This window comes from Mycobacterium sp. E787 (assembly GCF_001668725.1).
Taxonomy (GTDB): domain Bacteria; phylum Actinomycetota; class Actinomycetes; order Mycobacteriales; family Mycobacteriaceae; genus Mycobacterium.
The window spans coordinates 38,513-62,311 of record NZ_LZKL01000037.1 but is presented as its reverse complement, the minus strand read 5'-3'; the positions used below and the strand labels follow the sequence as shown (position 1 = coordinate 62,311).

At 66.5% G+C, this 23,799-nt stretch carries 23 protein-coding genes, 1 tRNA gene and 1 pseudogene; 5 read left to right on the top strand and 20 right to left on the bottom strand.

From position 1 onward, the window contains the following. Window positions 1-2: 2 nt before the first annotated feature. Window positions 3-407, top strand: a complete 405-nt coding sequence (locus A5705_RS07795; RefSeq protein ID WP_068276759.1) for an HIT family protein — start codon at window positions 3-5, stop codon at window positions 405-407. Here the strand turns inward: A5705_RS07795 and A5705_RS07790 are convergent. Next, window positions 379-1,837, bottom strand: a pseudogene (locus A5705_RS07790) (sensor histidine kinase). The gene A5705_RS07795 and the pseudogene A5705_RS07790 overlap by 29 nt on opposite strands. 23 nt (window positions 1,838-1,860) lie before the next feature. Continuing rightward, the gene (phoP, locus tag A5705_RS07785; RefSeq protein WP_067883609.1) at window positions 1,861-2,580 is read right to left on the bottom strand and encodes a two-component system response regulator PhoP; all 720 of its coding nucleotides are present in this window, start codon (window positions 2,578-2,580) and stop codon (window positions 1,861-1,863) included. A gap of 157 nt (window positions 2,581-2,737) precedes the next feature. On the opposite strand from phoP, the gene A5705_RS07780 reads away from it, so the two are divergent. Both A5705_RS07780 and A5705_RS07775 read left to right on the top strand, forming a co-directional pair. Further along, on the top strand, window positions 2,738-3,466 hold the full coding sequence (locus A5705_RS07780; protein WP_068276641.1) for a hypothetical protein: 729 nt from the start codon (window positions 2,738-2,740) through the stop codon (window positions 3,464-3,466). 28 nt (window positions 3,467-3,494) lie between these two features. Continuing rightward, window positions 3,495-3,566 (top strand) — tRNA-Thr (locus A5705_RS07775). A gap of 628 nt (window positions 3,567-4,194) precedes the next feature. On the opposite strand, the gene A5705_RS07765 is transcribed toward A5705_RS07775, so the two are convergent. From A5705_RS07765 to A5705_RS07755, 4 genes are all read right to left on the bottom strand, one after another. After that, a complete protein-coding gene (locus tag A5705_RS07765; protein ID WP_255382935.1) occupies window positions 4,195-4,848 on the bottom strand; it encodes a site-specific integrase in 654 nt (217 codons plus the stop codon). 302 nt (window positions 4,849-5,150) lie between these two features. Continuing rightward, on the bottom strand, window positions 5,151-6,128 hold the full coding sequence (locus tag A5705_RS27055) for a potassium channel family protein (protein WP_082956352.1): 978 nt from the start codon (window positions 6,126-6,128) through the stop codon (window positions 5,151-5,153). A 387-nt stretch (window positions 6,129-6,515) separates the two neighbouring features. Continuing rightward, window positions 6,516-6,680 (bottom strand): DUF3761 domain-containing protein, encoded by a 165-nt coding sequence (locus tag A5705_RS28455; RefSeq protein WP_231964587.1) that lies wholly within the window; start codon window positions 6,678-6,680, stop codon window positions 6,516-6,518. Between the two features lie 934 nt (window positions 6,681-7,614). Further along, window positions 7,615-7,845, bottom strand: coding sequence for a deoxyribodipyrimidine photolyase (locus A5705_RS07755; protein WP_067883605.1), 231 nt, complete (start codon window positions 7,843-7,845; stop codon window positions 7,615-7,617). A gap of 161 nt (window positions 7,846-8,006) precedes the next feature. Between A5705_RS07755 and A5705_RS07750 the strand changes: the two genes are divergently transcribed. After that, window positions 8,007-8,804 (top strand): DUF4383 domain-containing protein, encoded by a 798-nt coding sequence (locus tag A5705_RS07750; RefSeq protein WP_082956350.1) that lies wholly within the window; start codon window positions 8,007-8,009, stop codon window positions 8,802-8,804. 328 nt (window positions 8,805-9,132) lie between these two features. On the opposite strand, the gene A5705_RS07745 is transcribed toward A5705_RS07750, so the two are convergent. From A5705_RS07745 to A5705_RS07690, 12 genes are all read right to left on the bottom strand, one after another. Then, window positions 9,133-9,894, bottom strand: coding sequence for a DUF732 domain-containing protein (locus tag A5705_RS07745; protein WP_067883603.1), 762 nt, complete (start codon window positions 9,892-9,894; stop codon window positions 9,133-9,135). A 47-nt stretch (window positions 9,895-9,941) separates the two neighbouring features. Next, on the bottom strand, window positions 9,942-10,928 hold the full coding sequence (locus A5705_RS07740; protein WP_369803390.1) for an alpha/beta hydrolase: 987 nt from the start codon (window positions 10,926-10,928) through the stop codon (window positions 9,942-9,944). A 30-nt stretch (window positions 10,929-10,958) separates the two neighbouring features. Then, window positions 10,959-12,299 carry a PE domain-containing protein gene (locus A5705_RS07735; RefSeq protein ID WP_068276755.1) on the bottom strand — a complete coding sequence of 447 codons (1,341 nt, stop codon included), beginning with the start codon at window positions 12,297-12,299 and terminating at the stop codon, window positions 10,959-10,961. A 141-nt stretch (window positions 12,300-12,440) separates the two neighbouring features. After that, window positions 12,441-14,774 (bottom strand): hypothetical protein, encoded by a 2,334-nt coding sequence (locus A5705_RS07730; RefSeq protein ID WP_068276630.1) that lies wholly within the window; start codon window positions 14,772-14,774, stop codon window positions 12,441-12,443. A 154-nt stretch (window positions 14,775-14,928) separates the two neighbouring features. Beyond that, entirely contained in the window at window positions 14,929-15,708 is a 780-nt protein-coding gene (locus tag A5705_RS07725; protein WP_067883601.1) for an enoyl-CoA hydratase, read from the bottom strand. Window positions 15,709-15,801: 93 nt separating this feature from the next. Further along, the gene (locus tag A5705_RS28065; RefSeq protein WP_197517073.1) at window positions 15,802-16,722 is read right to left on the bottom strand and encodes an MAP_0585 family protein; all 921 of its coding nucleotides are present in this window, start codon (window positions 16,720-16,722) and stop codon (window positions 15,802-15,804) included. Between the two features lie 34 nt (window positions 16,723-16,756). Next, window positions 16,757-17,227 (bottom strand): lipoprotein LpqH, encoded by a 471-nt coding sequence (locus A5705_RS07715; RefSeq protein ID WP_067883599.1) that lies wholly within the window; start codon window positions 17,225-17,227, stop codon window positions 16,757-16,759. A 132-nt stretch (window positions 17,228-17,359) separates the two neighbouring features. Further along, window positions 17,360-18,001, bottom strand: coding sequence for a S1 family peptidase (locus A5705_RS07710; protein WP_067883598.1), 642 nt, complete (start codon window positions 17,999-18,001; stop codon window positions 17,360-17,362). Between the two features lie 152 nt (window positions 18,002-18,153). Next, complete coding sequence (locus A5705_RS07705; RefSeq protein ID WP_067883597.1) at window positions 18,154-18,834, bottom strand: rhomboid family intramembrane serine protease; 681 nt, start codon at window positions 18,832-18,834, stop codon at window positions 18,154-18,156. Between the two features lie 67 nt (window positions 18,835-18,901). After that, entirely contained in the window at window positions 18,902-19,153 is a 252-nt protein-coding gene (locus tag A5705_RS07700) for a hypothetical protein (protein ID WP_068276627.1), read from the bottom strand. Window positions 19,154-19,214: 61 nt separating this feature from the next. Then, a complete protein-coding gene (locus A5705_RS07695; protein WP_067883595.1) occupies window positions 19,215-19,808 on the bottom strand; it encodes an HdeD family acid-resistance protein in 594 nt (197 codons plus the stop codon). Window positions 19,809-19,810: 2 nt separating this feature from the next. Continuing rightward, window positions 19,811-20,215, bottom strand: a complete 405-nt coding sequence (locus A5705_RS07690; RefSeq protein ID WP_067883594.1) for a hypothetical protein — start codon at window positions 20,213-20,215, stop codon at window positions 19,811-19,813. Window positions 20,216-20,603: 388 nt separating this feature from the next. Between A5705_RS07690 and A5705_RS07685 the strand changes: the two genes are divergently transcribed. Beyond that, window positions 20,604-21,785, top strand: coding sequence for an AI-2E family transporter (locus A5705_RS07685; RefSeq protein ID WP_068276625.1), 1,182 nt, complete (start codon window positions 20,604-20,606; stop codon window positions 21,783-21,785). A 37-nt stretch (window positions 21,786-21,822) separates the two neighbouring features. Here A5705_RS07685 and dmpG read toward each other — a convergent pair whose 3' ends face one another. Both dmpG and A5705_RS07675 read right to left on the bottom strand, forming a co-directional pair. Further along, window positions 21,823-22,848, bottom strand: a complete 1,026-nt coding sequence (gene dmpG, locus A5705_RS07680) for a 4-hydroxy-2-oxovalerate aldolase (RefSeq protein WP_067883592.1) — start codon at window positions 22,846-22,848, stop codon at window positions 21,823-21,825. A gap of 1 nt (window position 22,849) precedes the next feature. Beyond that, the gene (locus A5705_RS07675; protein WP_197521247.1) at window positions 22,850-23,797 is read right to left on the bottom strand and encodes an acetaldehyde dehydrogenase (acetylating); all 948 of its coding nucleotides are present in this window, start codon (window positions 23,795-23,797) and stop codon (window positions 22,850-22,852) included. Window positions 23,798-23,799: the final 2 nt, after the last annotated feature.

The following is a 23,799-nucleotide window of genomic DNA, read 5'->3' as shown; positions in this document are numbered from 1 at the left end:
CCATGGCTTCGATCTTCACCAAGATCATCAACCGCGAACTGCCCGGCCGTTTCGTCTACGAGGACGACGACATCGTCGCGTTCCTGACGATCGAGCCGATGACCCAAGGCCACACGCTGGTGGTGCCCCGCGCCGAGATCGATCAGTGGCAAGACGTCGACGGGGCGGTGTTCGGCCGCGTCATGGCCGTCAGCCAGCTGATCGGCAGGGCTGTGTGCAAGGCGTTCAAGACCGAACGCTCCGGGCTGATCATCGCCGGGCTCGAGGTGCCGCACCTGCACGTCCACGTCTTCCCCACCCGCAGCCTGAGCGACTTCGGTTTCGCCAACGTGGACCGCAATCCCTCACCAAAATCCCTCGACGACGCCCAGGCCAAGATCAGGGCGGCGCTGGCTCAACTGGCGTGAACCGGTTCGGCGGCGGGGACGTCGCTGACACGGGGCAGCGTGACCCGGAAACAGCATCCCTCGCCGGGTGAGGTCGTGACGGTGACGTCTCCGCCGTGCGCGCGCACCAACGAGTCGACGATAGACAGCCCCAAACCGGTGCCGCCGCTTGCGCGCGCCCGGGACGAGTCGGTGCGGTAGAACCGCTCGAACACCCGCGACGCGTCCTGCTGGCTCATGCCGGGGCCCTTGTCGGCCACCTCGATTACCGCGTCGTCGCCCTCGGTGCCGACCCGGACGGTGACGTCGGCGGTTGCCGGCGTGTGCTGCAGGGCATTGGCGACGAGATTGCTGAGCACCTGGCGAATCCGCGGTTCGTCACCGAGCACCTCCGGGGTGCCAGGGCCGTCGAGGACCTCCATCGTGATCGTGCGCTGGGGGTCGATGGCCTGACCGTCGTGGACGGCGTCGCTCGCCAGCGCCAGCAGGTCCACCCGGTGGTGTTCCAGCGGCCGCTGCACGTCCAGCCGGGCCAGCAACAGCAGGTCGTCCACGAGCAGGCCCATCCGGCTGGCTTCGCTTTCGATCCGTGACAACAACATGGACACGTCGCGCGCGGCGCCCTGCCGGTAGAGCTCCGCGAACCCGCGGATGGTGGTCAGCGGCGTGCGTAGTTCGTGGCTGGCGTCGGTGATGAACCGCCGCATCCGTTCCTCGGAACGGCGGGCCTTTTCCGCCGACGACTCCGAGGAGGCCAGCGCCTGCTGTATCTGCGTCAGCATTCCGTTGAGCGCCAACGAAAGTCGACCCACCTCTGTTCGCGGATCGCGTTCGGGAACACGGCGATCGCGCTGGCCGGCGGCGATCGCCGCGGCGGTGTGCTCGACCTCGACCAACGGCCGCAGGCTGCGGTGCACCACCACGAAACTGGCGATGCCCACCACTACCAGCACCGCCACCCCGATGCCGACCTGCAGCCACACCAGGGAGCTGACGGTGTGCTGCACGTCGGACAGGTCGATCGCGACGGTGGTGACGCCGTTGGGCCCCCGGACCGACACCGCACGCCACAGGATGTCCGAGCCGTTGATCGACGGCAGCGTCGTCGGGTTGGGGCCCACGTCGTTGTTGGCCGGCAGCGCCGGCTCGGCGTTGCGGTCGTTGATGGCCGTGAACGGGGTGCCGTCGGCGCCGATGCCCCGCACGTAGAACTTCGACGGCGGCCGGCCGGGGTCGGGGCCCTCGTAGGGGGGTGCCGACTGCCGCCGCGGGGCCTGCGCCCAACTGCGGGAGGCCTCGAGCAGCGTCTGGTCGATGCGGCCCACCAGCACGTGACGCAGGATCGAGGTCACCGCGAGCCCCGAGATGGCCAGCCCGCAGGCCACCAGAAGCAGGGTGGCGGCCACCAGACCCACCCGCAGCGGCAGTCCCCGTCGAACCTTGTCGGCCATCCTCTTATTCTTCGCTTCCGCTCTCAGCGGGGCTCTCGCAGCACGTAACCCACCCCGCGCAGCGTGTGCAGCAACCGCTTCTCCCCCGTGTCGATCTTGCGGCGCAGATACGACACGTAGGACTCGACGACGTTGACGTCGCCGCCGAAGTCGTAGCGCCACACGTGGTCGAGGATCTTCGGCTTGCTCAGCACGGTGCCCGCGTTGATCACGAAGTAGCGCAGCAGGGTGAACTCGGTCGGCGACAGTGACACCGGTTCGCCGGCCTTCCACACCTCGTGGGTCTCCTCGTCGAGTTCGATGTCGGCGAACGTCAGCCGGGCGTTGCGGGGTTCGGCCCCGCCCTTGCCGGCGCGCCGCAGGATGACCCGCAGCCGGGCCACGACCTCCTCGAGGCTGAACGGCTTCGTCACGTAGTCGTCGCCGCCGAGGGTGAGTCCGGCGATCTTGTCCTGGAGGGAGTCGCGGGCGGTCAGGAACAGCGCCGGGGCGTCGATGCCGTCCGCGCGCAGCCGGCGCAGCACCCCGAAGCCGTCCATGCCGGGCATCATCACGTCGAGGATCACCGCGTCGGGTCGCGCGTCACGGGCGCGATCCAAGGCCTGGGCCCCATTGGTCGCGGTGTAGACCTCGAAACCCTGGAACTTGAGGCTGACGGAGAGCAGTTCGACGATGTTGGCCTCGTCGTCGACCACGAGTACGCGAGCCTCCGGTTTGGCTTCGCTCGGGGTTGCCGCTGTCATGAGGTACTTCCGTCCTTTGTTTGAACGTTGCCTTCCCGATTATTGTGCGATTCCTGAAAGCTAGGTGCCAAACGTCTGCTAACAGTCTGCCAGGGATCATCGCATAAGCTTGGAACGATGGGGATTCACCTGCGGTGTCGCGAATAGACTCTGGTGCATGAACTTCGCCAAAGACATCGTGTCGCTTGCGACCGCTCCCGCGCGGGCCGGGCTTGCCGCCGCCGACGCGAGCTTGAGCGTCGCCGCCGCGGCGGTGGGAGTGGCGAAGCGCGCGCTGGGCGAGCCGAGCGGCGAGGCGCGAACCAACGCGATGGCGTCCATGTTCGGCATCGACGACGCGCTCAACCGCGCCAACCGGTTGGCCCGACTGCTGGATGACGACGCGCCGCTGGGTCGCGCCGTGGCGCCCGACGGTCCACTGGACCGGCTGCTGCGCCCGGGCGGGGTGGTCGACATGCTGACGGCGGAGGGCGGCATGCTCGACCGGCTGACCGCGGAGGGCGGCGCGCTGCAGCGGGCGCTGCAGCCCGGCGGGCTGGCCGATCAGCTGCTCGACGAAAACGGGTTGGTCGAGCGGGTGCTCTCCGAGGATGGCCTGGCGGACCGGCTGCTCGCCGAGGGCGGGCTGATCGACAAGCTGACCGCCAAGAACGGTCCGCTGGACCAGCTCGCGGGCGTCGCCGATACCCTGGCTCGGCTGACGCCCGGGATGGAAGCGCTGGAGCCGGCGATCGCCACCCTGCAGGACGCCGTCATCGGCCTCACCATGGTGGTCAACCCGCTGAGCAACATCGCCGACCGCATTCCGCTGCCCGGCCGCCGTCCCGGCCGGCGCCCGTCGTCGCGCACGGTGCGCTCAACGCGCATCATCGAAAACGACGAGTGACCGGTTAGGCTGGCACCCTATTTACCCGGCCTCCTTAGCTCAGTGGTAGAGCACTCGCCTTGTAAGCGAGCGGTCGTCAGTTCAATCCTGACAGGGGGCTCTCACTCACCACCGATATATCCGCTGGTAAAGCTAATTTGGCACCGAATATCGCTACGGCTGGGCGCGCCCTGGGCACATTTTGGGCACACAGTGAGAGTGCAACAGGGCACCCCCGGCAGCGGCCATTTAAGGCCGGTCCCGGCCGACCCCAAGGGGTAGCGTGTAGTCACGTGGCACTCAGACTCCGGTCACCGACAGAGGCGTTCTTCACCGTCGTGCACAAGGGCGGCAATCTGAAGACATGGGCCGGTACCCCGATTTTTTAAAGGTGAGTCACTCCCTATCGATCCTGACTGGGAAAACGTCAGGGTCTGCGCCCGTGGTATGCCTCGACCTGGTGGTGGACCTGTACATGTCGAGAACCAAGGCCCACATTCGGCGGGACGAGCGCAAGCGGTAGATCCGGTGAGCACCGGCATGTACTGCGTGGTGGAGTTCCCCGGAGACGACGCGGATGAGGTGCATCGAGGCACGCCGTTGTGGAAAGGCGATCAACTGGAGATAAACGGAAACGTCTATGAGCCCAACCATTGGGCCAGGGTCAGCGTGTTTCGTACGGGCTGGGCCGCTCTTCAACAAACCCCATCCGAGGATGATGGCTCAAACGGATTAATCCGGCGCGTACTTTATCGTGTGGGTCCCGCCTCCCGGGTGGCACCCTGCCAACCCGAGTCCAGCCGCTCGGCCACCGCGTCTAGGTCGGTGTCGAACAAATCGGCGTACACGTCCAAGGTCATTGCCGCGGACGAGAGCCCGAGCATCCGCTGCACGACCTTGACATTGGCGCCGGCGCTAATCGCCAGGGAAGCAGCGGTGTGCCGCAGCGCGTGCGCGGTGACCCGCGGGAACGTCGCATCGGCATTCTGACAGCGAGCTACCGCGCCCGACAGCCACGACTCCCACGCTGAGGACGGGGCGAGGTAGCCACCGGTCGCTGACGGCCACAGCAGCTCATCGTGGCGCTTCCCCTCGGCGGTCTGCGCCAGGGCGTCCACAACGAACCGGGGCAACGCCACTGTGCGGTTCTTGTTGGATCTCAGCGAGCCGACGAACGTCTGACGGCCCACCGTGACCGCGTTGCGGTGCAGGTGGATACGCCGCCGCAGGAAATCGACATCGGCCACGCGAAGCGCGGCGGCCTCGCCCCAGCGCAGTCCGACCGCGCCGAGCAGCAGCACCAGTGAGCGGTACCGGCCTCGCGGGTACTCGGCGTCAGACCCGAAATCTGCTGCACCTAAACGAATTCCAACGCCAATAACACGAAATACGTTTTCCCACAACTGATTTGACCAATGACAGGTAATACGTTCCGACCACCCCGGAGCGCCCCCAAGGATCTGGTTCCGCCCTCTACGTAAAATCGGGCTGTTTGCTGGTTAATCCGTTATGTTTCAGTGGTTTCCGTTGGTCTCGGCCGCCGTTAAAGCGGTGTCGCGCAAGATTTAACATTTGCCGTGACTGCCCACCCTCGCGCACGAGTGCCGCTTAGTCGACCGAAGATATTGACGTGGCCCCGGCCTCCACCCTTCTCGGAATAACGGCCTCACTGTATTCCCGGCAAGCTGGAAGAGTCCGCAACACCTCAGGCGGGGTCCCCATCCATCCGTGGTGCGCTATTACATTTTTCCGACTTTCGGCTCAGGCGGTTTCTCAGTCGAGCGCTGATGCTGGGCCGTTCCCGATTTTTTGGTCTAATTGCGATCGCGTTTAAGAACAATCCAACCGTCACTGCTCCAAGCACGGCTTCGGCGGTCACCATAATTCGAGTACTTGTCTCGATAGGCGCAATGTCACCATAACCGAGGGTCGTGATAGTCGCCGCACTGAAGTAAACCATGCGTACCATGTTATCCCGACTCCATTGACCGCCAAGACTGCCCACGCTGCCCGTTGCAGTATCTTTAAATGCCTCGACGTCGTGAATGTCGCTCTCAGGGGTGATACTTAACTGAGCTTTATGAGGCGGCGACGAGTTCTCCATAAACCGCTGCTGTGCCCGTGCCGCTGGTGTCGGCGCAGCACCGGGGGGACTGCTGGCGGCTCTGTAACTGTTCACTCTGTATGGCAATGTTAATGGGTCGTTGTTATGGCCCGCTGACGGTATGTCCGATTCGCGAATCTCTATCGCCGATTCGAAATCGCCGGTAGTCGGCGCTGGCGCAGGCTGGTCGGTGAAGGTGATAGTGCCGCTAATCCTTCGGGCATTTGCATCCTGCACAACCACGGTCGCGCATCCGATGTCGCTATGATCCGGTATTTTGCAATCTACGTCTTTTCCGATTGCGGTTCTTACTGCCGCTGTAAGTGCAGCGGCTACCTTGTCACGTTGCTTAAAAAAGTCTGGCTCCTGGGTGCCAGTTGTTTGAGCCAAGCCATCCCGGTCATATATATAGAACAGTGGAAACACGACAAACATCAATAGCAGGAATATTGACACCCACACCCTAGGTCGCTGCTCGGCCCAACGCCACCCCTTATGCCCGCGTTCATTTAACGAACAGAAGATCACAAGCGCGATTGTGAAGACGATAAACACAATTGCCCAGTCAGTATCGGCCATACCCGGGAAACCCCCTTCGTTCTTGGCATGTCAACGCGCACCGTAGTGGCGATTATGTGCCCTAGGTTATTTTTGTGGAACTACTTACACTGTTCCGTTCGTCGCCGAGCGGCAAACAACGAGCGTTGAGGCTATCGGTGGCAACCCCATCATGTCCCGACGGGCACATCATGAATAGGTCCGAATGAGCCATCGGTGCTGTAGGTACCGAAAACCATAGCGCCACAGTGTTACCCAGCAGCATCGTCGCTACTGGGCTTGATCTTTATTGCTCCTGACCTCCAATCTTGCTGTGTTGCAAGCCTGTTGGCCCGACTCGAACACTCCCGAGAATGATTTAGGAAGCCGGATCCCGCTAACTCGGGGCGGCAACGGGCTGATCGGTCATCAGTTGTCTGGTGAGCGGTGGGCGCTCCTGCCGCCGCTCGAAATGAGGCTGGATTGACCAGCGGCGATATTGCACGGACACCACTGGGCCACGCCGTGGTGGCCAGAGCAGGTGCCGCTGTGCGTTTGACTGTGCGAGTAGGTGCCGTCGCGACACCGGGCCATCGCGCCCGAAGCGTTCGGGTCGGGCTTTTCGACGCAGCCGGGGCTTTCCCGATCCTGGTCTGGTGGGCACAGCGGGAAGGGCACCGGCGAACCCGCTATCCCGCTCAACGATGTGATGGACGGCTCAGCGGCAGGCGACGTCCAACCTACCGGCGCTGTAGTGATCGCTGCTGCAATGACGGCGGTACGGAACAACATGCTCCCCAACCTCCCTGTTGGGTGACCCTGGTGTCTGGTGACGTCGCCCGACTCGTCGAGGGGAGCATATGCGTCTGCGATGTTACTTACGTCGGGAATTGTGAAAATTGCCCGTAGAGGTTTTGGGACAAGTTCTTAGCGAACGGCGCCTGTCCACCAGCGCAACTTGCTTCCATAGCGAAAAGGACCAGTTTCAGGCCGGCGACGCCGGTTTTATCTTAGTGATATGTTCAGGCGATCGGTGACATTGCAGTGTCGTTGATTCTCCCAAGGCATGACGAGAAACAATTCCCACCTGCGGCGACTGGTTGGTCACCGCTGCGGGTCAGTGGTGTTGCGAACAACCGCCAACGCGTTGTCAAACACCCGCTCGGTGGAGATTACCTCTTTCCTGGTCAAAACCGCCTGTGCACAATCCGCCGTCGTGCCCTTCACCTCCACTTTGACGAGCCTCTTGGCCTTTCGCCGCGTGCACATCGTAGGACTCAATACTTTCACCGACTCGACTGCAGCGATTGCATCGCTCACGTCTGGAGACCTGTTGCTGCCGAGGCCGTGAGGTGGCTAGACCACAGCTCCTCCAAGTGGTCAGCCTGCTCATAGGGGATGAGCACTCCGCTGGCCTGCCAGTGGATCACGGGAAGCTTCCGCTTCAGTTCGTCTGTCACAAGGATGTCCTCGACCGGGAGGACACATTCCCACTCCATGCCGACGGCTGGGGGCTCCGAGCGTCCGGTCAAGACTTTTTCGATGGAATGACGATGACGACGATCAGCGTCAGGATCGAGAAGAACAGCCCGAGAATGCCCCAGCCGAGGGCGCTGCGGCCCTTCATGCCGGCGATGACGGCGCACACGATGGCGGCGATGATGCTGCCGATCGCGACGAAGATGCCCTTGATCCCCCTGAGAATGAGGCCCGCGGCCTCGGGTTGTTGCGCCGCTGCCAGGACAACGTTGTGCAACATGATGCCTCCTCGGTGAACGACACAGTCGCGGTGTGCGCCGGTGTGATCGCTTAGATACCCAAACTGGCAAACCGCCAAGCCACGCGCAAGCACCCTGTGCATAGTCCCGCCGCCAGCGGGTAGCCAATCCGCCACAGGGATGCTGGGCTGGAGGTTGCGCGATGCCGGTTACGGCGGGGCATGTTCCCGGGATGATGTCGGGCTTGCGCAGGGTCGCCATGGACCCGGGGCGATTCCACAGCGGACGCTGGTTCGTGCTGGCGGAGGGCGCGCTGGTGAGCGCGTTCGGCATCGTCGGCCTGGTGTCGGCGGCCCTGCATCCGCACGCCGGGCCCACCGGTGCACCCGTTTTCGGCCTGACGGCGACCCCCTGGTACAGCGGGATGCTGCTGGCGTTCGGCCTGGCGGCCATGGCGTGTTCTGCGAATCGCCGCGCCGCGATCAGCGTCACCGCGCTGAGCGCCGTCGCCTACACCCTCTTGCTGTTCATCAGCGCCGTCGCCACGGCGCGGGACAAACCGACGCCGTTGGGGTTTCACGCCGCCGAGGTTCTGCTGCACGGTGTGCTGGGGGTGGTCAACCTCGCGCTGCTGATGTGGATGATTCCCGACGAGTTGGGAGACGAGGTATGGGCGCCGCGCCGGCGCCGCCGCGATCGGCGAGATCCCCCGGCCCCCGAGGCGGCCACCGAGCCGGTGACTGCGCCGCGGCCGATGGTCTCGCCGGCGCCCCCGCACGCCGCTGCTCCCGGCCCGCCCCCACAAAACCCGGCCACCACGAACCCGGCCACGACAGCACCGCCGGCCCACTTCGTCGAGACGGCACCGGAGGCGAAGAACCCCGCCGCGCGGACGAGCGATCCGGTGCTGCGGCGCGGGGCGCTCGTGACCATGGCGGTGCCGGCGGCTGCCGCCGTCGGCATCGTCATCTGGCTTCGCCGTCGCCGAGACCCGATTTAACAGGAACTTTCAAGGTTCCACGGACGGGCATCCGCCTAGCATTGATCTTGGTTGGTCGTAGCACTCGCCGGGCCTCGGATGCGGACGTTAGCAACGGTATCGCTTGCCGTTGGGGCTTTGATCCTCAGCGGCATCGTTGCGCATGCCGACACGGAATCGCCGACGCCCAGACCGCCGCCGGGCGCGCCGAAGTGCCTCACTTTCGACGGGCAGCCCCCGCAGCTCAACTACCTGCCGTGCGGATGGACGACGGATGGCAAGCGATGGACTCCGCCGCCACCGCCGCCGCCCGCCCCGTGACGGAACCCCCTGCCGGGTGGCCCCGGAACTACGGCTGGCCGGGGAGGGCGGGCAGACCGTCTCGGATGTTTTTCAGGTCGCCCTGAACGCCCTGCAGGTCGCCCTGCACGGCTTGCAGGTCAGACAGAGTCTTCTCGAGGCCCGGCTGCAGCTCCCCCGGGCTTGCCTGTTCGTACTGAGGGCAGTACGAGACGACAGCGCCGGCCACGAAGTTCGCGCTTTGGTTGGCGTCCCATATCGTCGATCCCTGGACATAGCGGATGGCCTCTGCGAAATCAGGCTGGTGGCTTAGGAAGTCGCACACCGCGTGCCCATGGGAAGTCACGTATTCGGGGCTGGGAACCGGCAGGCCGTCGTGCTTCAACGCGCCGATGAACGCCCTGTCGGCGATGTCGAGCTGCGGAACGAGTGCCGCCGGCGCGGCCGGGCTGGGTCGCACACTCGACGGCGGCGGGACCGGAGCCTGCTCTGCCGCCGGCTCGGGGTTGTGGGCTCCCGACATCACCACCACCGCGGCGACACCGGCGATCAGGGACAGTGGCAAGGCCGCGAGGAGACCGAACCGGCGCAACACGCGCGCGCGGCTGAAAGGCGAGTTGGCCTGGGTTGTGCGCCGCGGCGTGGTGTCTGCGACAACCTCGGTCGGGGTGGCCTGCGGGCGGTGGCCCAGGCGCTCGTCCAGCAGGTCGTCGACCTCTCGGATCGACGGCCGACCGCCCCGCTCGCCCATCGACCGGCGCTCGAGGGCGATGCGCCGCAACTCTGAGTCGATCGTCTCGCGATCGCGCATATCAATCAGTCTGCTGCCGCCAGGGCGTTCTCACAAGCCGCGGCGGGTTACCGGGCCAGCGCCCGGCGCAGCACCGCGATCGCCTCGGCATGCTCACGCTGCGAGATCGCCGCATCCTGGATCAGGGCCGAACCGTGGAAAGTCCCCGGGAACAAATGCAATTCGACGGAGACGCCGGCGGCCAGCAAGGCCTGGGCGTAGGCGATGCCCTCGTCCCGCAGTGGGTCGAAGTGCATCACCGAGACGTAAGCGGGCGGCAAGCCCGCGAGATCGGTCGCGCGTGCCGGTGCGGCGTAAACGGGAACGTCGTCGGAGCCGGCCCGCCCGGCGCCGAGGTAACAGTCCCAACTGGCCACGGCCTTCCGGCGATCCCACAGCGGGGTGTCGATGAACGCGGTCATGCTTCCGGTGGCCAGCCGGTCGTCGAGCTCGGGGACTCCGAGGAACTGAAACGCGATGTGCGGGCCGCCGCGATCCCGGGCCAGCAGCGCCAAGCCGGCGCACAGCCCGCCCCCGGCGCTGGTGCCGTGGATCGCGATGCGGTTCGGATCCACGCCGAGCTCTTCGGCGTGCTCCGCCACCCACACCAGCCCCGCGTAGACGTCTTCAAGCGGACCGGGAAACGGTGTCTCCGGGGCAAGCCGGTAGTCGACGGCAACCACCACGACGCCGAGCTCGCGCGCCAGCCGGATGTTCCCGGCGTGCTCGGTCTCGAGGTCACCCGCGACGAACCCACCGCCGTGCACGCTGTAGACGGCCGCGGGCGCGCTGCGCTCGGCCGGCCGGTAGATCCGGATCGGAACCTCCGGATCGCCGGGCCCGCCGGGGATCCGGCGATCCTCGCACTCCACGCCGGTCAGGTCCGGGGCGGGTAGCTGGGCGATCATCGCCGACAGGGATTCCCGCATCGCCACCGGATCGGCGCCGTCGATGTCGGGGAGCAGCGGCAGCATTGCGGCGATCTCGGGGTCGAACGCGTATGTCACCTTGGCCTCCCTGTTGGCCGCGGGCTTGGCCCGGAGATTCGGTGTCAACGATGGTAGTCAGGACGCGTCGGTCTCGATCTAGATCAGGCCGGTCACTTCCGTCGACAGCCCGCTGACGCTGGTGTGGGTGACCGCGTGGACCAGGTCACGGGTCACCGCGAAGGGGAAGTGGACGGTGGCCGCGGCCACCTGATCGACACCGTTTTGAACCGCGTCCACGATCGTGGTCGGATCGCCGGTGCCCAGCGCCGCCCACCCGTTCCAGGCCGCGAATTGCGGTGCCGTGATCAGGTCGCGCACGTCGACGAACAGCTTGGTCGGCAAGGTCGGGGGTCCGACGGGTATGCCGTTCCAACTGGTCATCGTCCAGCCGCCCTGCGGACTGCCCTGCACCACGACGATGCCGGTGTTGGGCAGCGGATGGGTGAGCATCAGCAAGGGATCGGGATTGTTGACGTTCATCAGCGTCCCCACCTCGATCGCGAACTCGCTGGAGAACGCGACGTCGGTGACGTGGCCGTTCGCAGGGTTGACCACGGCGTTCGTCATGGCGGTGCCGTACATCGTCTGCATCGCGTTGGTGAACCCCTGATCGAAGACGACCCCGTTGATGTGGGCGGAGCCGGGCGCGAGCATCGGCACGATCGGGAATCCGAGCGTCCACGCGAGCGGGGCGACCAGGTACATGAGGCCCTGGGGACTGATGTCCGGTGCCCCGTCGAATACGCCGGCGCTGATCTCGTTGAGCCCGGGCAATATCGGCACGTTGGTCATGCCGGCGTAGAAGGCGGTCTGCTGCACCCTGGTCAGCTGCGACATGAAGACGCCCGCGAAGTTGCCTTGCCCCCCGAGCACGGTCCCGATTGCCGTCGCCTGTTGCTGGCCCAGCGCGGTGAGTGGCAGCCCGGGCACGCCCGTGTCGATCAGGTTGGCCGCGTTGCCGATTGACTGCCCGTGCCGCACGAACTCGATGACGATCGACTGCTGGTTACCGCCGGTGCCGCCGGTCGCCGCGTTGATGATCGGGGCGAGCGCCTGGCCGAGCGGGCTGTTGTCCCAGGCCTGTTCGATCGCGCGGACCGGACCGGCCAGGGGCGCGGCGGTGGCCGCGGCCAGCGGCCCCTGCATCGACGTTGCGATGCTCGCTTCGGTTGCCACATAGGACGACGTCGCCGCGGTCAGGGCCCGCACGAATTGCTCGGAATACGCCGCCGCCCGCGCGGCCGCCGCCTGATACTCCTCGGCATGCGCGCCGAACAGCGCCGCGATGGCCTCCGACACTTCGTCCGCTCCCGCCGCCGCCAGCTCGGTCGTCGGAACGGCCGCGGCCAGATGACCGGCGGTCAGCGCCGAACCGATCTGCGTAACGTCCGCCGCGGCCGTCTCCAAGACGTCCGGCGCCACGACCAGAAATGACATCGCCCACCCCCCGGTGCTCATGCGTACCTGACATGATGAAGCTCAGCCCCCGGAAAAATACGCGTATCGACAAAAATCAGAACGAGCATCGCCGTTTGCGGTTCGGGCGGCGCGCCCAGCTCAGCGCGCGGTCACTTCGTCTCACTTCTTCCAGGGCTGCGGGTTGTGCACGATGTTGTTGTAGTACGTCGCGATGTCGTCGTCGACCCGCGTCACGGTGTCGTTGCCGAGCGTCCGGCTGAGCGCGCTCGAGAGGGCACCGTCATAGCTTTCGATGGGATTGGCATCCCGCCACGCCTGCGGCATTTCGGCGTAGGTGGCTATTCGCATGGGGCCGTTGGGATGCTGCGGATCGACGGGCCGGTAGAACTCCGGTCCCAGGCCGTTCAGGGGTTGCCCGGATGCCAGGAAGCCGTCGAGCACGAGCCGCGGCGGCATGGTGTGCGGCATGTCCGCGATCGACGGCGTGGTGGGTTGGGCGCCCACGATGTCGTGCTCCATGGCCGCACCGATGAGACCCGCTCCGCCGCCGACGATTCCGGCTCCGGGCACCGGAAGGGCACCCACTCCGAAGCTGCCGCCCTTGGTGAGAACCTCATAGGCCGATTTCTTCAGGTTGTACGCCGCCATGGCGTCGGAGTTCGACGCGTTCAACGTGCCGACGTCGACGAGACCTTTCAACCGGGCCGCGTACTTGAGACCTTCGTCGTGGTTGATCACGTCGGGAACGTGATTGCCCGCGTCGCGGGCGAATCGCCCGTCGGCTTCGATGATGTCGCGGTCGGCGGCGCCGTTGAAATAGTCCGAGGCCGTCTTGTCGGTGCTCAACACCGAGAAGATGCCCTTGGCCACCGGCCAGGTATCGTTCTCCTGGTTCTCGGCGGAATCGGGGGTGCCGAAGAATCGCGACAAGTCGTTGTGTTCGCCCGCGATGTTCGGGATGTACGGCGCCAGCCCGTGCGCGAAGGACTGCACGAGTTCCGGATTGGCCGCGCCCAAAGAGGTGGTGCCGAATCCGTTTGGCAACTCGAGCAGCTCGCCGGCGTGCCGGCCCAGATACGTCGCGTAGGAGTGCGCCGTCCTGCCCGCGATCTCCGCCTCCCCCGCGCTCGGATTCTCCGTCCAGCTGAACAACGAACCGACCGCCTTGCCGCCGTCGTCCCATCGGTTCTGCGTGACGTCGGACAAGAACTGATCGTGACCGCCACCGGTGATCAGGTCGGTCACCCGTAGGTGATCGCGCCCGGCGGAGCGGAACACGTCGCCCAGGACGGCGCGCTCGTCACCGTGCAGCAGGCTGTGGTCGACCAGCTGCCCGTGCGGAAGCTCCTCGTGCAGTTCCCGCGCGCCCCAGTCCAGCATCGCCTTGTCCAGTTCGGTTCCGTGCTGCAGCGCCGGGTTTCCGTCGCCGACGATCTTTGCGATCGACTCCATGTCGCCGGGGGACCAGCGCGACGACTCGTTGCCGGTGAGCGTGTCCTGCACGCTCTGCGGCAGCTGGGAAAACCCGCCTTTGCGCGTGTCCGACCCCTGTTTGGCTCCCACTTTCAACGGCGTCCCGGGAAAGGTGAGGCTTGGGTTGCTCATGAGCTGCAGGGAGTCGCCGACCATGTTCTTTTCGACTCCGAGGCGTTGTTCGGCGGTTTCTAGCTGGGGGACCGTCATTCCATGTTCCTGGGCCTGCAGCTGACTCAAAACCGCTGCCTGCTCAGGGTTTAACGGCGCATTCCCGGAAAGCTGCTCGGGGGTGAGGGTGGCCAGCACCCCGTTGACCCGGGCGGCCGCGCCCTTGTCTCCGCCGAGCGCGTTGTGGACGTCTCGTTCGGCCGTGTCGGGTGTCTCGGCCTCGTGGCCGTCGGCACCCCGAACGCGGGAGGGGTCGAATCCCTCCGTGGCCAGGTTGGACTGCCCGCTTCGCAGAATCTGCGAATAGCCGTCGCGGATCGAATGCATGCCTCCCACAGCCCTTTTGGTGACGTCTACCGCGCCGTTCTCACAGGAGTCGATGAATTCGTCCAGCGCTCGGCGGTCCTCGTCGGTCTTCACGTGTTGTTTCATGTCCACGGCCTGGGCGATCAAGTCGTCGAGCTCGTGCAACGAAGTTTCCAGCGCCGAGATCGTTGCCTTGCCGCCTTTTTGGGCCTCGGCGAGTGCCGCGGCGACCTCTTCGAGATGCGCCCCGATCTCGGGCAGCCGCTCGGACTGCGCCCCCAGGGCCTGCGCGGTGCGCTGCACCTCGGCGGAGTCGTTGATCGGATTGTCGCCATTTTCGTGGGTCCAGGCCGCCTCGAACCGGCGGCGCGCTTGCCCGAACGTCGCGTCGGCCTCGGCGGTGGATTTGCCCGCGCCGTGAAAGGCGCCGGCCAGCGCGGAGATCTGCGCCGGACGCCCAACTTGCAGGGTTTGATTGATCGCCCAGGGATCACCTCCCGCCGCGGCGACCAACCCGGGGATGCTTATGTACCGCAGCTGCATACCATTTGCGCCGGCGATCCTCGCGACATCGCCGCCCCCTTTCGAACTCGAGATCAGACTACTGCCGCGGAATTGCCGGTCAATTCATCCTGCGGCCGGCGCCGGCATGATCGGCGACGCCCGAATGCGAGGTGGACGGCCGTTTCGCCGCGATTCAGCTCTTGCCGGTCTTACGCGAGAGGAATGCCTGCATGTGTTGCTGCGGTTCTCCGGTCAGGAACGCCAGGCCGAACTGCTCGATGCTGTCCTCGATCGCGCCGTGCACGGTCATGTCGAACCAGCTGTTGAGTAGGCGCTTCTGTTGCCGGACCGCTTGCGGGCCGAATCCCCTGAGTTTCGCGGCGAGGTCGGCAATGTGCGCGTCCAGGGCGTCGGCCGCCACGACCTCATGGACCAAACCCCAGGAGGCGGCCGTGTCGGCGTCGATCGTCTCCCCGGTGAGCAACAGCCACGCCGCGTGCGAGGCCCCGATCAGCGCCGGCATCAACGCCGAATGGATCACCGACGGGATGCCGACCGCCACTTCGGGCATCCCGAATTTGGCGCCCGACTCGGCGATCCGTAGATCGCAGGACATCGCGACCTCCAGGCCGCCGCCCAGGCACCAGCCGGCGAGGCGGGCGATCACCGGGACCGGGCAATCGCGAATCGCTTCGCACAGGCCCGCGAGCCGGCGGATGAACACCTCTGCGCTGGACCGGTCGAGGGCGACCATCTCGTTGATGTCGGCGCCGCCGATGAACGCCTTGTCGCCGGCTCCGCGCAACACGACGACCCGCACGCCGCCGTCCTGCCCCACGTCGCCGAATGCCTCTGTCAATTCCCCGATCGCACCGGTGCCGACGATGTTCAGCGGTTTGGAGTTGACCAACTCGATGGTGACCGAACCGCCGTCGCGTCCGAGCCTGACAAACCGTCCATCCGTCGCGTTCATGAGCTACTTCTACGCCTACTCCGACCGCGGATGAAAGGCCAAAAACCGCCCCGGGGCATGCCCGGGGCGGTTTTCACAGCGGGTTGGTGGCCGTCAGTAGAGCGGAACCCAGACACCGAAGAACCAGTAACCCCATCCGCCGTACTGCCAGTTGAAGACCGGGAAAACGGTGAAGGTGTCGTAGTTGAACGGGCTGAAATCCCTACGGCCGTAGTCGATGTCGCGCGGGGGGCCGTCCCACGGGCGGTTCCAGCCGCCGGGAGGCGGCGGACCGTCCCAACCTCCGGGAGGCGGCGGCCCATACCAACCGGGCGGTGGGTGGTGCGGCGGCGGTCCGTCGTTCCAGCCCCAGCCGCGCTCCCGCGGCGGCGGCGGCGCGCCACGGCCCACGATGCTGAATTGGACGTCGCCGCCCGGGCCGCCGATCTCCGCGCTGGCGGTGACCACGTCCCGGCGCGGGATGTAAGCGGGATGGGGAGGCTGGGTGCTCGGCGGATTCAGCGCCGGACGCTCGTCCGGCCGGGGCGACGGGTTGTTCGGTTGTTGCGCCGGGGCGGTGGTCTGTCCGCCCGGGGACGGGGTCTGCCCGCCGGGTTGGGTGGTTTCATTCCTGGGCGGCTCGTTGCCCCGCGTCCACGACGGTTGCGGATTCTGGCTGGCCGGCGGCTCGTTGCCGCCGTGCGTCGCCGGCGGCTGGGTCTGGGTGGCCGGCGGCGCGGTTTGCGTGGCCGGCGGCGCGGTTTGCGTGGCCGGCGGCGCGGTTTGCGTGGCCGGCGGCTCGTTGTGCGGGCTCGGCGCTTGAGTCTGTGGCGGGTTCTGCGGAGCCGGCGGCGCGCCGCCGGGGTTGCCGCCACCACCGCCGCCGCCACCACCGCCGTGGCAGTTCGGGCACGGCGGCGGCGGGTCCAGCGGCGCGGCGTTGGCCAACACCGGGTTCAGCGTCATCGCTGAGAAGCCCAGACCCGCGGCCACCGCCGCCGCGCTGACGGCGCGTTTCACAGAGTTAGCTGACATAGCTGCGTCCCCTCTCGGGTATCGGTCGCCTCCGCTACGGGCAGGTGACGTCCATCTCGAATGGCTTGGTCACCTGCTGCGGCTGGTTCGGGTTGCTCATATCGGTGCCCGTCGCAGTTCCCTTGATCGCGTAGGACTTGCCGTTGACCGCGGCCCCGGCGTTGCTGGCCTGGTTGGGGGCGGCGTCGGAAAAACCGAGCGCGATGCCGTTGACGCTGCCCAGCCCGACGGAATGGACGATGGGCGGATTGTCGGTGCTGAGCACCGCCCCGAGCCCGGCGGTCGGGTCGCCGACGCCGATGGTTAGGACGCCGTTGGCCGTGTTACAGGTGACCTGGCCGGTGACATTCTGATTCTGACCGTCCACGATCACCTGGGTGCCAGTCGGCGCCGGCGTGGAAGTCGACGATGACGCTCCCGTGCTGGACTTGTTGCTGGAACAGCCGGCACACGCCGCGACCGCCACGGCCACGCCCGCGATGCCGACCACGATCCCACGCTTCACTACCGCTCTCCTTCGTGTCGCTGGTTCGCTAGCTTTCGACTACCGGCTCCCCATGGAGGCACATTCACGACGCCGGAACGGCGGATACCCGTTCCCGCCGTTCACAAACAACGGTTCTCGCGCGGTGGGCGCTCAGGGCAGGACGTGCAGGCCCCACCTGCCGAGCAGCGGGTTCACCAGCGCGAAGTACGTCGTGTAATCGTCACCGTCGGGTGACGACATCAACAGGCCCACGGCGCTGACGGTGCCGTCCGGGTTCTTCACGAAGCCGGGACTGCCGCTGTCGCCGTTGAGGCTGTACACGCTGGCCTCGACGACGTCGTTGGCCACGTCCTTGACGGCGCCACACGTCTCACCGGTGACAGCACCGATCTTGCAGAACGGCATGCCCACCTGAATCTGCGTGGCACTCAACACATCCCGGACCACATACTTGCCGCCGACGTGGCCGGTGGGCGCGCCGACGCTCGGGTCAAGACGGATGATCGCGGCGTCCCGGGTGTCGCCGTCGTGCTCGCTGGCGGTGATCCTCCCGAGCGGGGCCTCACCCCCGTGGGTCCATGTCGAGCCGTCGTGTTGGTCGCAATGCCCACTGGTCATCAGGTAATAGCTGCCGTCGTCGCCTTGCGCTGCGAATCCCGCTGTGCACGAGCTGTTTTCATCCTCGACCTTGATGCCCGGCGCAACGCCCGGATCGGCCAGCACGGGGTTCGCCACCGCGGTCGCGGCAATGACCGCGGCGCCGACCAGCCCCAACCCTCGCAACCAAGGCATGGTTACGCCGCCTCTCTTCTTGTGTAGGGCAGCATGCTAACAGCGCGACCATTTACCGGCATGTCGACGTCATCTGCCGTATGCCTATCCGATTCGGCGGTGGTCCCTCCGGCCGGGAGCGACGGCGATCGCGCCATCCACCGCCGCAGATGTCACGTCAACGCCCTGACCCGCCCGGCCCCCAGGAAAACCCTGCCGACCAGCGCGCCGAAGACGAAGCCACCCACATGCGCGAAGAACGCGACACCGCTGCCACCCGTCTTCGCGGACACCAGCGCGTAATTGCCCTCGAAGAACTGCAGCAAGAACCAACCGCCGAGGTAGATCCACGCCGGGACGCTGATCGGGAACCACAGCACGTAGGTGAGGACACGCGAGTCGGGAAAGAAGACGAAATATGCGCCCAGTACGGCGGCGATCGCGCCGCTGGCGCCCAACGTTGGCACGCGCGCGTCGGACGCCGCGCCGAAAAGCAGGGTCATTGCGGTCTGTGCCATCGTCGCCGCGAATCCGCCGGCGAAGTAGAACACCAGGTAGCCGAGCCGTCCGAGAGCGTTCTCGACGTTTTTGCCGAAGATCGCCAGGAAGAGCATGTTGCCGAGAATGTGATCCCAGCCGGCGTGCAAGAACATCGCGGTGATCCAGCTGAAGCCCCATGGTTCGGCTGTGGGGCAGGCGTTTTCGACGCTGCACGGATAGAACGCCGCGCGCAGGACCGCTGGGTCGCCGTTCGGCAACTCGTAGAACAAGAAGACCGCGAAGTTCGCGACAATCAGTAGGACGTTGACGATCGGAAACCGGCTGGCCCGGATGTTGTCGCCCAGGGGAATCATGCGACCCGCTTCCCTAGCGGCCGGTCACGATGCCAGGCCTACCGGCTTGCCGAGCCGCAAAAGCCGACTAGCATTGCGCGCCTTCCATCTTCGTCAGCTCCCAGTCGAGCCACGCCGTCGCATAGCGAATCCGCTTCTTTGCGCCGTCGACGGCTTCGGGCTTGAGCCCCAGCCGATCGAGGATCTGCTCGGCGACATGCCCGGAATGGTCGGACAACCCGTCCGCTCCGCAGCTGCATGACTCCTGCGAGGCACCGGAACGCCGAACAGCGCGGTGGCCCTCGATGATCTCGCGCAGCGGTCCGGTCAGATCGGGCACGGCATATCTCCATCCGGGAAAGCTACTGAGAAAAATCCCTACGGCGCAACACCTTCGGCGATCAGTGGGCACCCGCCAAGCGCCCGACCACTTGCGCGGTCTGCCCGACGGTCCTGCGCGCCTGCAACGCCCAGACGATCTGGCAGATCCCGATGACGACCAGCCACGCCCCGGCGACGATCGCCAGCATGGCTATGCTGTCGAACGGCCAGGCGAGCACGATCATCCCGGCGATCGCCGTGAGGACGCCCAAGAAGATGTGCCACCCTCGGCTCGGCAGCTCAGGGTGGCTTATCGCCAGCGCGGCTTCGGCCACGCCCTGGAAGATGAAGCCCACACCTATCCAGATCGCCAACAACAGCACGGCGTAGCCGCCACCGAAGTGGCGGAAGGCCAGCACGCCCAGCACCACCGACAGCGCCCCGCTGATGAACATCAGCACACGGCTGCTGACCGAAACACCGAGCGTCAGTGCGAAAGCGACCTGTGCGATGCCCGACACCACCAGGTACGCGCCGAACAAAACCGCCGCGACCAGGATCGACTTTCCGGGCCAGATCAAGATCACGACGCCAAGGACCAAGGCCATCAAGCCGGACGCGAGGACGGTCTTCCAGAGGTCGCGGAACAATTCGGGTGCTTGCAAGGTGGTCATGTTCAGCTCCTCACGGATTGTTTTTCGGCTTCGGCGCGAGCCAGTTCCGCTCGCACGGCGGCCCACTCGGCCGCGTCTACGCAGTAGCTCGCCAGGTTGGCGGCCACCGCCGCGTCCTCCTCGGCACTGGCCGCGGCCCGTTCGGCGTTCTTGTGTTCGAAATCGGCTTTGCGCTTCTCGAAGTCGGCACGCATCGCGGCGATCTGCCGTTCGATGGCGCCCTTGGTGTCCGACCACCAGCCCCGTGCGGCGTCTTCCGCCTCACCCGTGGTCTTCTTGAGCTCCTCGACCTCATGCTCGATGGCGGTTTCGAGCTCCCGGCGGCGCTGCACCAATGCGGCCTCGTTCCGCTCCTTGACGGCAACGGCGGAATCCTCGAGCCTTTTGACCCGGGCAGCGAGGTCCATCAGAGACTCAGACAGTGGTTTCATATCGAGACGCTCCTCTGTGCGGCTCTGTTATCCCGACACGAGAAAGCGTGCGCTCCCGCCGACCGCGGACCTAGGGCACAAAGTCCCCTGATCCGCCGAGAACGGGGCTCACGCCTCACCCGACGGTCGAGGGCGGGAACCATCGGGGACGGCGCCGAAGCATCTCTGCCGCAAGCACTTTGACCGGCCGGACGGGTGGCCTCACGAGCAGGCAGGCGGTCGGATCTGTCGGCGCAGGGGCTGGGCCGCCGCCACCTGCCCCGCCGGAAATCGCGTGTTTTGCCACCGCATGCCCGGCGCGCACGTCACCCTGTAAAGACGCCGGGCAAAAGAGCCCGGCCGGGTCGAGGAATGGGGCACGCACGTGGTCGACGACGCAGCGCCACACCACCACCTCGCCGATCGTGGCCATCATCCCCTGGTAGGGCAACCGCACGGCGACGATGAAGGGCCGATCGCCGACGCCGAGCGGCGGGCCGCGAAACTGCGGTCCGACGAGCATCACCTCGGCCGACGAGGGCAACCGTTCAACCGGCGTTCCCCGTTCATGGTGGGGTTGACGGCCTCGGCCGGCGTGGCCGTGACGTACGGCGTGGTGCTCGTGCTGGGGTCCATGTCGTCCGTACTGGTGTTGATCGGTGTGGCGATGTTTTTCGCGCTGGGCCTCGAGACCGCGGTGTCATGGCTGGTCAACCACAGGTTGCCCCGCTGGGCGGCGGTCACGATCGTGGTGACGGTGGTGTTCGCGCTCGTCGCCGGGACGCTCGCCGCAACCATTCCTCCGCTGGTGCAGGAGGCTCGCCAGCTCGTCGAGCAGCTGCCGCATTACGTGCAGCACGCCCAGGACCGCTCGTCGCTCATCGGCAGGATCAACGAGCGCGTCCACCTGCAACAGCGGATCACCGATCTGGTCAGCGGGTCCGGCCGCTTCACCGCCGCGGGGATCGTGCGGACCGGCTCGCAGGTGTTCGGCGTCGTGTCCCACGTCGGCGTCGTGGCCATGCTCACCATCTACTTCCTCGCCGACATGCGCCGCATCCGCGCCGGTTTCTACCGGCTGATGCCCAGTTCCCGGCGGCCCCGCGCCATCCTGATCGGCGACGAGGTGGTGGCAAAGTTCGGTGCCTACCTGATCGGGAACGTGCTGACTTCCGTCATCGCCGGGCTGGCCACCTTCGTCTGGTGCGCCCTGCTGCACGTCCCGTACGCGGTCCTGCTCGGTGTCGTGGTGGCCGTGTTGGACCTGTTCCCCTACGGTTCCACCGTCGGCGGATTCATCGTGGCCGCGGTTTCGCTCAGCGTTTCGATCGCCGTCGCCGTCGCGACGGTCGTCTTCTACATGGGGTTCCGGCTGGGCGAGGATTATCTGCTGACGCCCAGGATCATCGGCCGGGCGGTGCGGGTGCCGGCCGGCGTCACGGTGGTCGCTGTGCTCCTCGGTGCCGCGTGGTTGGGTGTGGTCGGGGCGCTGGTGGCGATCCCGCTCGCGGCGGCCGTGCAGCTGCTCATGCAGGAACTGCTGTTCCCGGTGCTGGACGAGGCGTGAACCGTGCGAAAGCCGTTGCGCGCGTTGGGGTGGTGAATTACGCCCGCGCTGCCTCGCGGCCGCCGGTGAGGTCAAGAGCGATGTCGACGAGCATGTCCTCCTGCCCGCCCACCATGCCGCGACGTCCCGCCTCGACGAGCAGCGTGCGCGCGTCGACGCCGAACCGCTCGGCCGCCGCCTCCGCGTGGCGCAGGAAGCTCGAGTACACGCCGGCGTAGCCGAGCGTCAGCGTTTCGCGATCGACACGCACCGGACGCTCCTGTAGCGGGCGGACGAGGTCGTCGGCGGCGTCCTCGAGGGCGTTGAGATCGCAGCCGTGCTTCCAGCCCATCCGGGTGGCGGCCGCGACGAAGACCTCCAGCGGGGCGTTGCCGGCACCGGCGCCCATGCCGGCCAGCGACGCGTCGACCCGCCGACACCCGTGCTCGACCGCGACCATCGAGTTGGCCACCCCAAGCGAGAGATTGTGGTGCGCGTGGATGCCGACTTCGGTTTCCGGAGAAAGCTTTTGGCGCACCGCGTCGACGCGCTCGGCGACGTCGCGCATGGTCATCGCGCCGCCGGAGTCGACGACGTAGACGCACCCGGCTCCATATCCCTCCATCAACCTGGCCTGGTCGGCCAGGCCCTGCGGAGTGGTCATGTGGCTCATCATCAGGAAGCCGACGGTGTCCATGCCCAGCTCGCGGGCGGCGGCGATGTGGTGCGCGGAGATGTCGGCCTCCGTGCAGTGGGTGGCTACCCGCACCACGCCGGCCCCCGCCCGATGGGCCGCGGTGAGGTCTCGGATCGTGCCGATTCCCGGCAGGATCAGCGTCGCGATCTTGGCACGGCGGATGACGCCGGCGACCGCCTCGATCCACTCCAGGTCGGTATGGCCGCCGAAGCCGTAGACGCAGCTGGAGCCGCCCAGCCCGTCGCCGTGGGCGACCTCGATGGAGTCGACCCCAGCGGCGTCCAGCGCCGCGGCGATGTCGGCTGCCTGCCGCAGGGTGTACTGGTGGCGCACCGCGTGCATTCCGTCACGCAAGGTGACGTCGCTGATGTAGAGCTGCTCGGTCATGTCATACTCCTGCGTTCGTCATCGAATGTGCGGCAATGCTTTTGGCGGTGGTCAGCGCCGCGGAGGTCATGATGTCGAGGTTTCCGGCGTAGGCGGGCAGGTAGTCCGCGGCGCCGGTCACCTGCAGCAGGGTGGTGACCCTGGTGCCGATGAATTTCCCGGTCTCGGGGATGTGCAGCGGGTTGTCGGGACCGAAGATCTCGAACTGCACCGGCTGCTTGAGCCGGTACCCGGGTACGTAGCCCTGGACTCGCTCGATCATCGCCGCGATGGACGCGTGGATCGCGGCGTGGTCGCAGTCGCCTTCCACGAGGCAGTAGACGGTGTTGCGCATCAGGATCGGGGGATCGGCCGGGTTGAGAACGATCACGGCCTTGCCCCGCTGCGCCCCGCCGACGACCCTCAGTGCTGTGGCGGTGGTCTCGGTGAACTCGTCGATATTGGCGCGGGTGCCCGGGCCGGCGGACTTCGACGACATCGACGCCACGATCTCGGCATAGGACACCGGCGCCACCCGATTCACCGCGGCCACGATCGGCACGGTGGCCTGCCCGCCACAGGTGACCATGTTGAGGTTGGGCGCGTCGATGTGTTCCTCCAGGTTCACCACCGGCACGCAGAACGGGCCGATGGCCGCCGGGGTGAGGTCGAGGACGCGTACACCGGTGTGGCGCAACGCCTCCCAGTGCTTGACGTGGGCCTCGGCGGACGTGGCGTCGAACACCAGGCGGATCTGGTCGAAGCCCGGCATGGCCAGCAGCCCGGCGACGCCCCCCGACGACGTCGGCACGCCGAGGCTCTTCGCGCGGGCCAGGCCGTCGGACTTCGGGTCGATGCCGATCATCGCGGCCATCGTCAGCGGTCCACCGTTGCGCAGGATCTTGAGCATCAGGTCGGTGCCGATGTTGCCCGACCCGATGATCGCCACGGGGAATTGTTGACTGGTCATGG

Excerpts from the sequence above, each read along its gene's own strand:
- A5705_RS07735 (WP_068276755.1), bottom strand. The coding sequence starts at position 12,299 with ATGTCATTTCTGGTCGTGGCGCCGGACGTCTTGGAGACGGCCGCGGCG.
- A5705_RS07710 (WP_067883598.1), bottom strand. The coding sequence starts at position 18,001 with ATGCCTTGGTTGCGAGGGTTGGGGCTGGTCGGCGCCGCGGTCATTGCC.
- A5705_RS07745 (WP_067883603.1), bottom strand. The coding sequence starts at position 9,894 with ATGCGCGATCGCGAGACGATCGACTCAGAGTTGCGGCGCATCGCCCTC.
- A5705_RS07705 (WP_067883597.1), bottom strand. The coding sequence starts at position 18,834 with ATGATTCCCCTGGGCGACAACATCCGGGCCAGCCGGTTTCCGATCGTC.
- A5705_RS07695 (WP_067883595.1), bottom strand. The coding sequence starts at position 19,808 with ATGACCACCTTGCAAGCACCCGAATTGTTCCGCGACCTCTGGAAGACC.
- A5705_RS07780 (WP_068276641.1), top strand. The coding sequence starts at position 2,738 with ATGAACTTCGCCAAAGACATCGTGTCGCTTGCGACCGCTCCCGCGCGG.
- A5705_RS07755 (WP_067883605.1), bottom strand. The coding sequence starts at position 7,845 with ATGTTGCACAACGTTGTCCTGGCAGCGGCGCAACAACCCGAGGCCGCG.
- dmpG (WP_067883592.1), bottom strand. The coding sequence starts at position 22,848 with ATGACCGAGCAGCTCTACATCAGCGACGTCACCTTGCGTGACGGAATG.
- A5705_RS07690 (WP_067883594.1), bottom strand. The coding sequence starts at position 20,215 with ATGGACCTCGCTGCCCGGGTCAAAAGGCTCGAGGATTCCGCCGTTGCC.
- phoP (WP_067883609.1), bottom strand. The coding sequence starts at position 2,580 with ATGACAGCGGCAACCCCGAGCGAAGCCAAACCGGAGGCTCGCGTACTC.
- A5705_RS07795 (WP_068276759.1), top strand. The coding sequence starts at position 3 with ATGGCTTCGATCTTCACCAAGATCATCAACCGCGAACTGCCCGGCCGT.
- A5705_RS28065 (WP_197517073.1), bottom strand. The coding sequence starts at position 16,722 with ATGTCAGCTAACTCTGTGAAACGCGCCGTCAGCGCGGCGGCGGTGGCC.
- A5705_RS27055 (WP_082956352.1), bottom strand. The coding sequence starts at position 6,128 with ATGGCCGATACTGACTGGGCAATTGTGTTTATCGTCTTCACAATCGCG.
- A5705_RS07750 (WP_082956350.1), top strand. The coding sequence starts at position 8,007 with ATGCCGGTTACGGCGGGGCATGTTCCCGGGATGATGTCGGGCTTGCGC.
- A5705_RS07725 (WP_067883601.1), bottom strand. The coding sequence starts at position 15,708 with ATGAACGCGACGGATGGACGGTTTGTCAGGCTCGGACGCGACGGCGGT.
- A5705_RS28455 (WP_231964587.1), bottom strand. The coding sequence starts at position 6,680 with ATGGCCCGGTGTCGCGACGGCACCTACTCGCACAGTCAAACGCACAGC.
- A5705_RS07730 (WP_068276630.1), bottom strand. The coding sequence starts at position 14,774 with ATGCAGCTGCGGTACATAAGCATCCCCGGGTTGGTCGCCGCGGCGGGA.
- A5705_RS07675 (WP_197521247.1), bottom strand. The coding sequence starts at position 23,797 with ATGACCAGTCAACAATTCCCCGTGGCGATCATCGGGTCGGGCAACATC.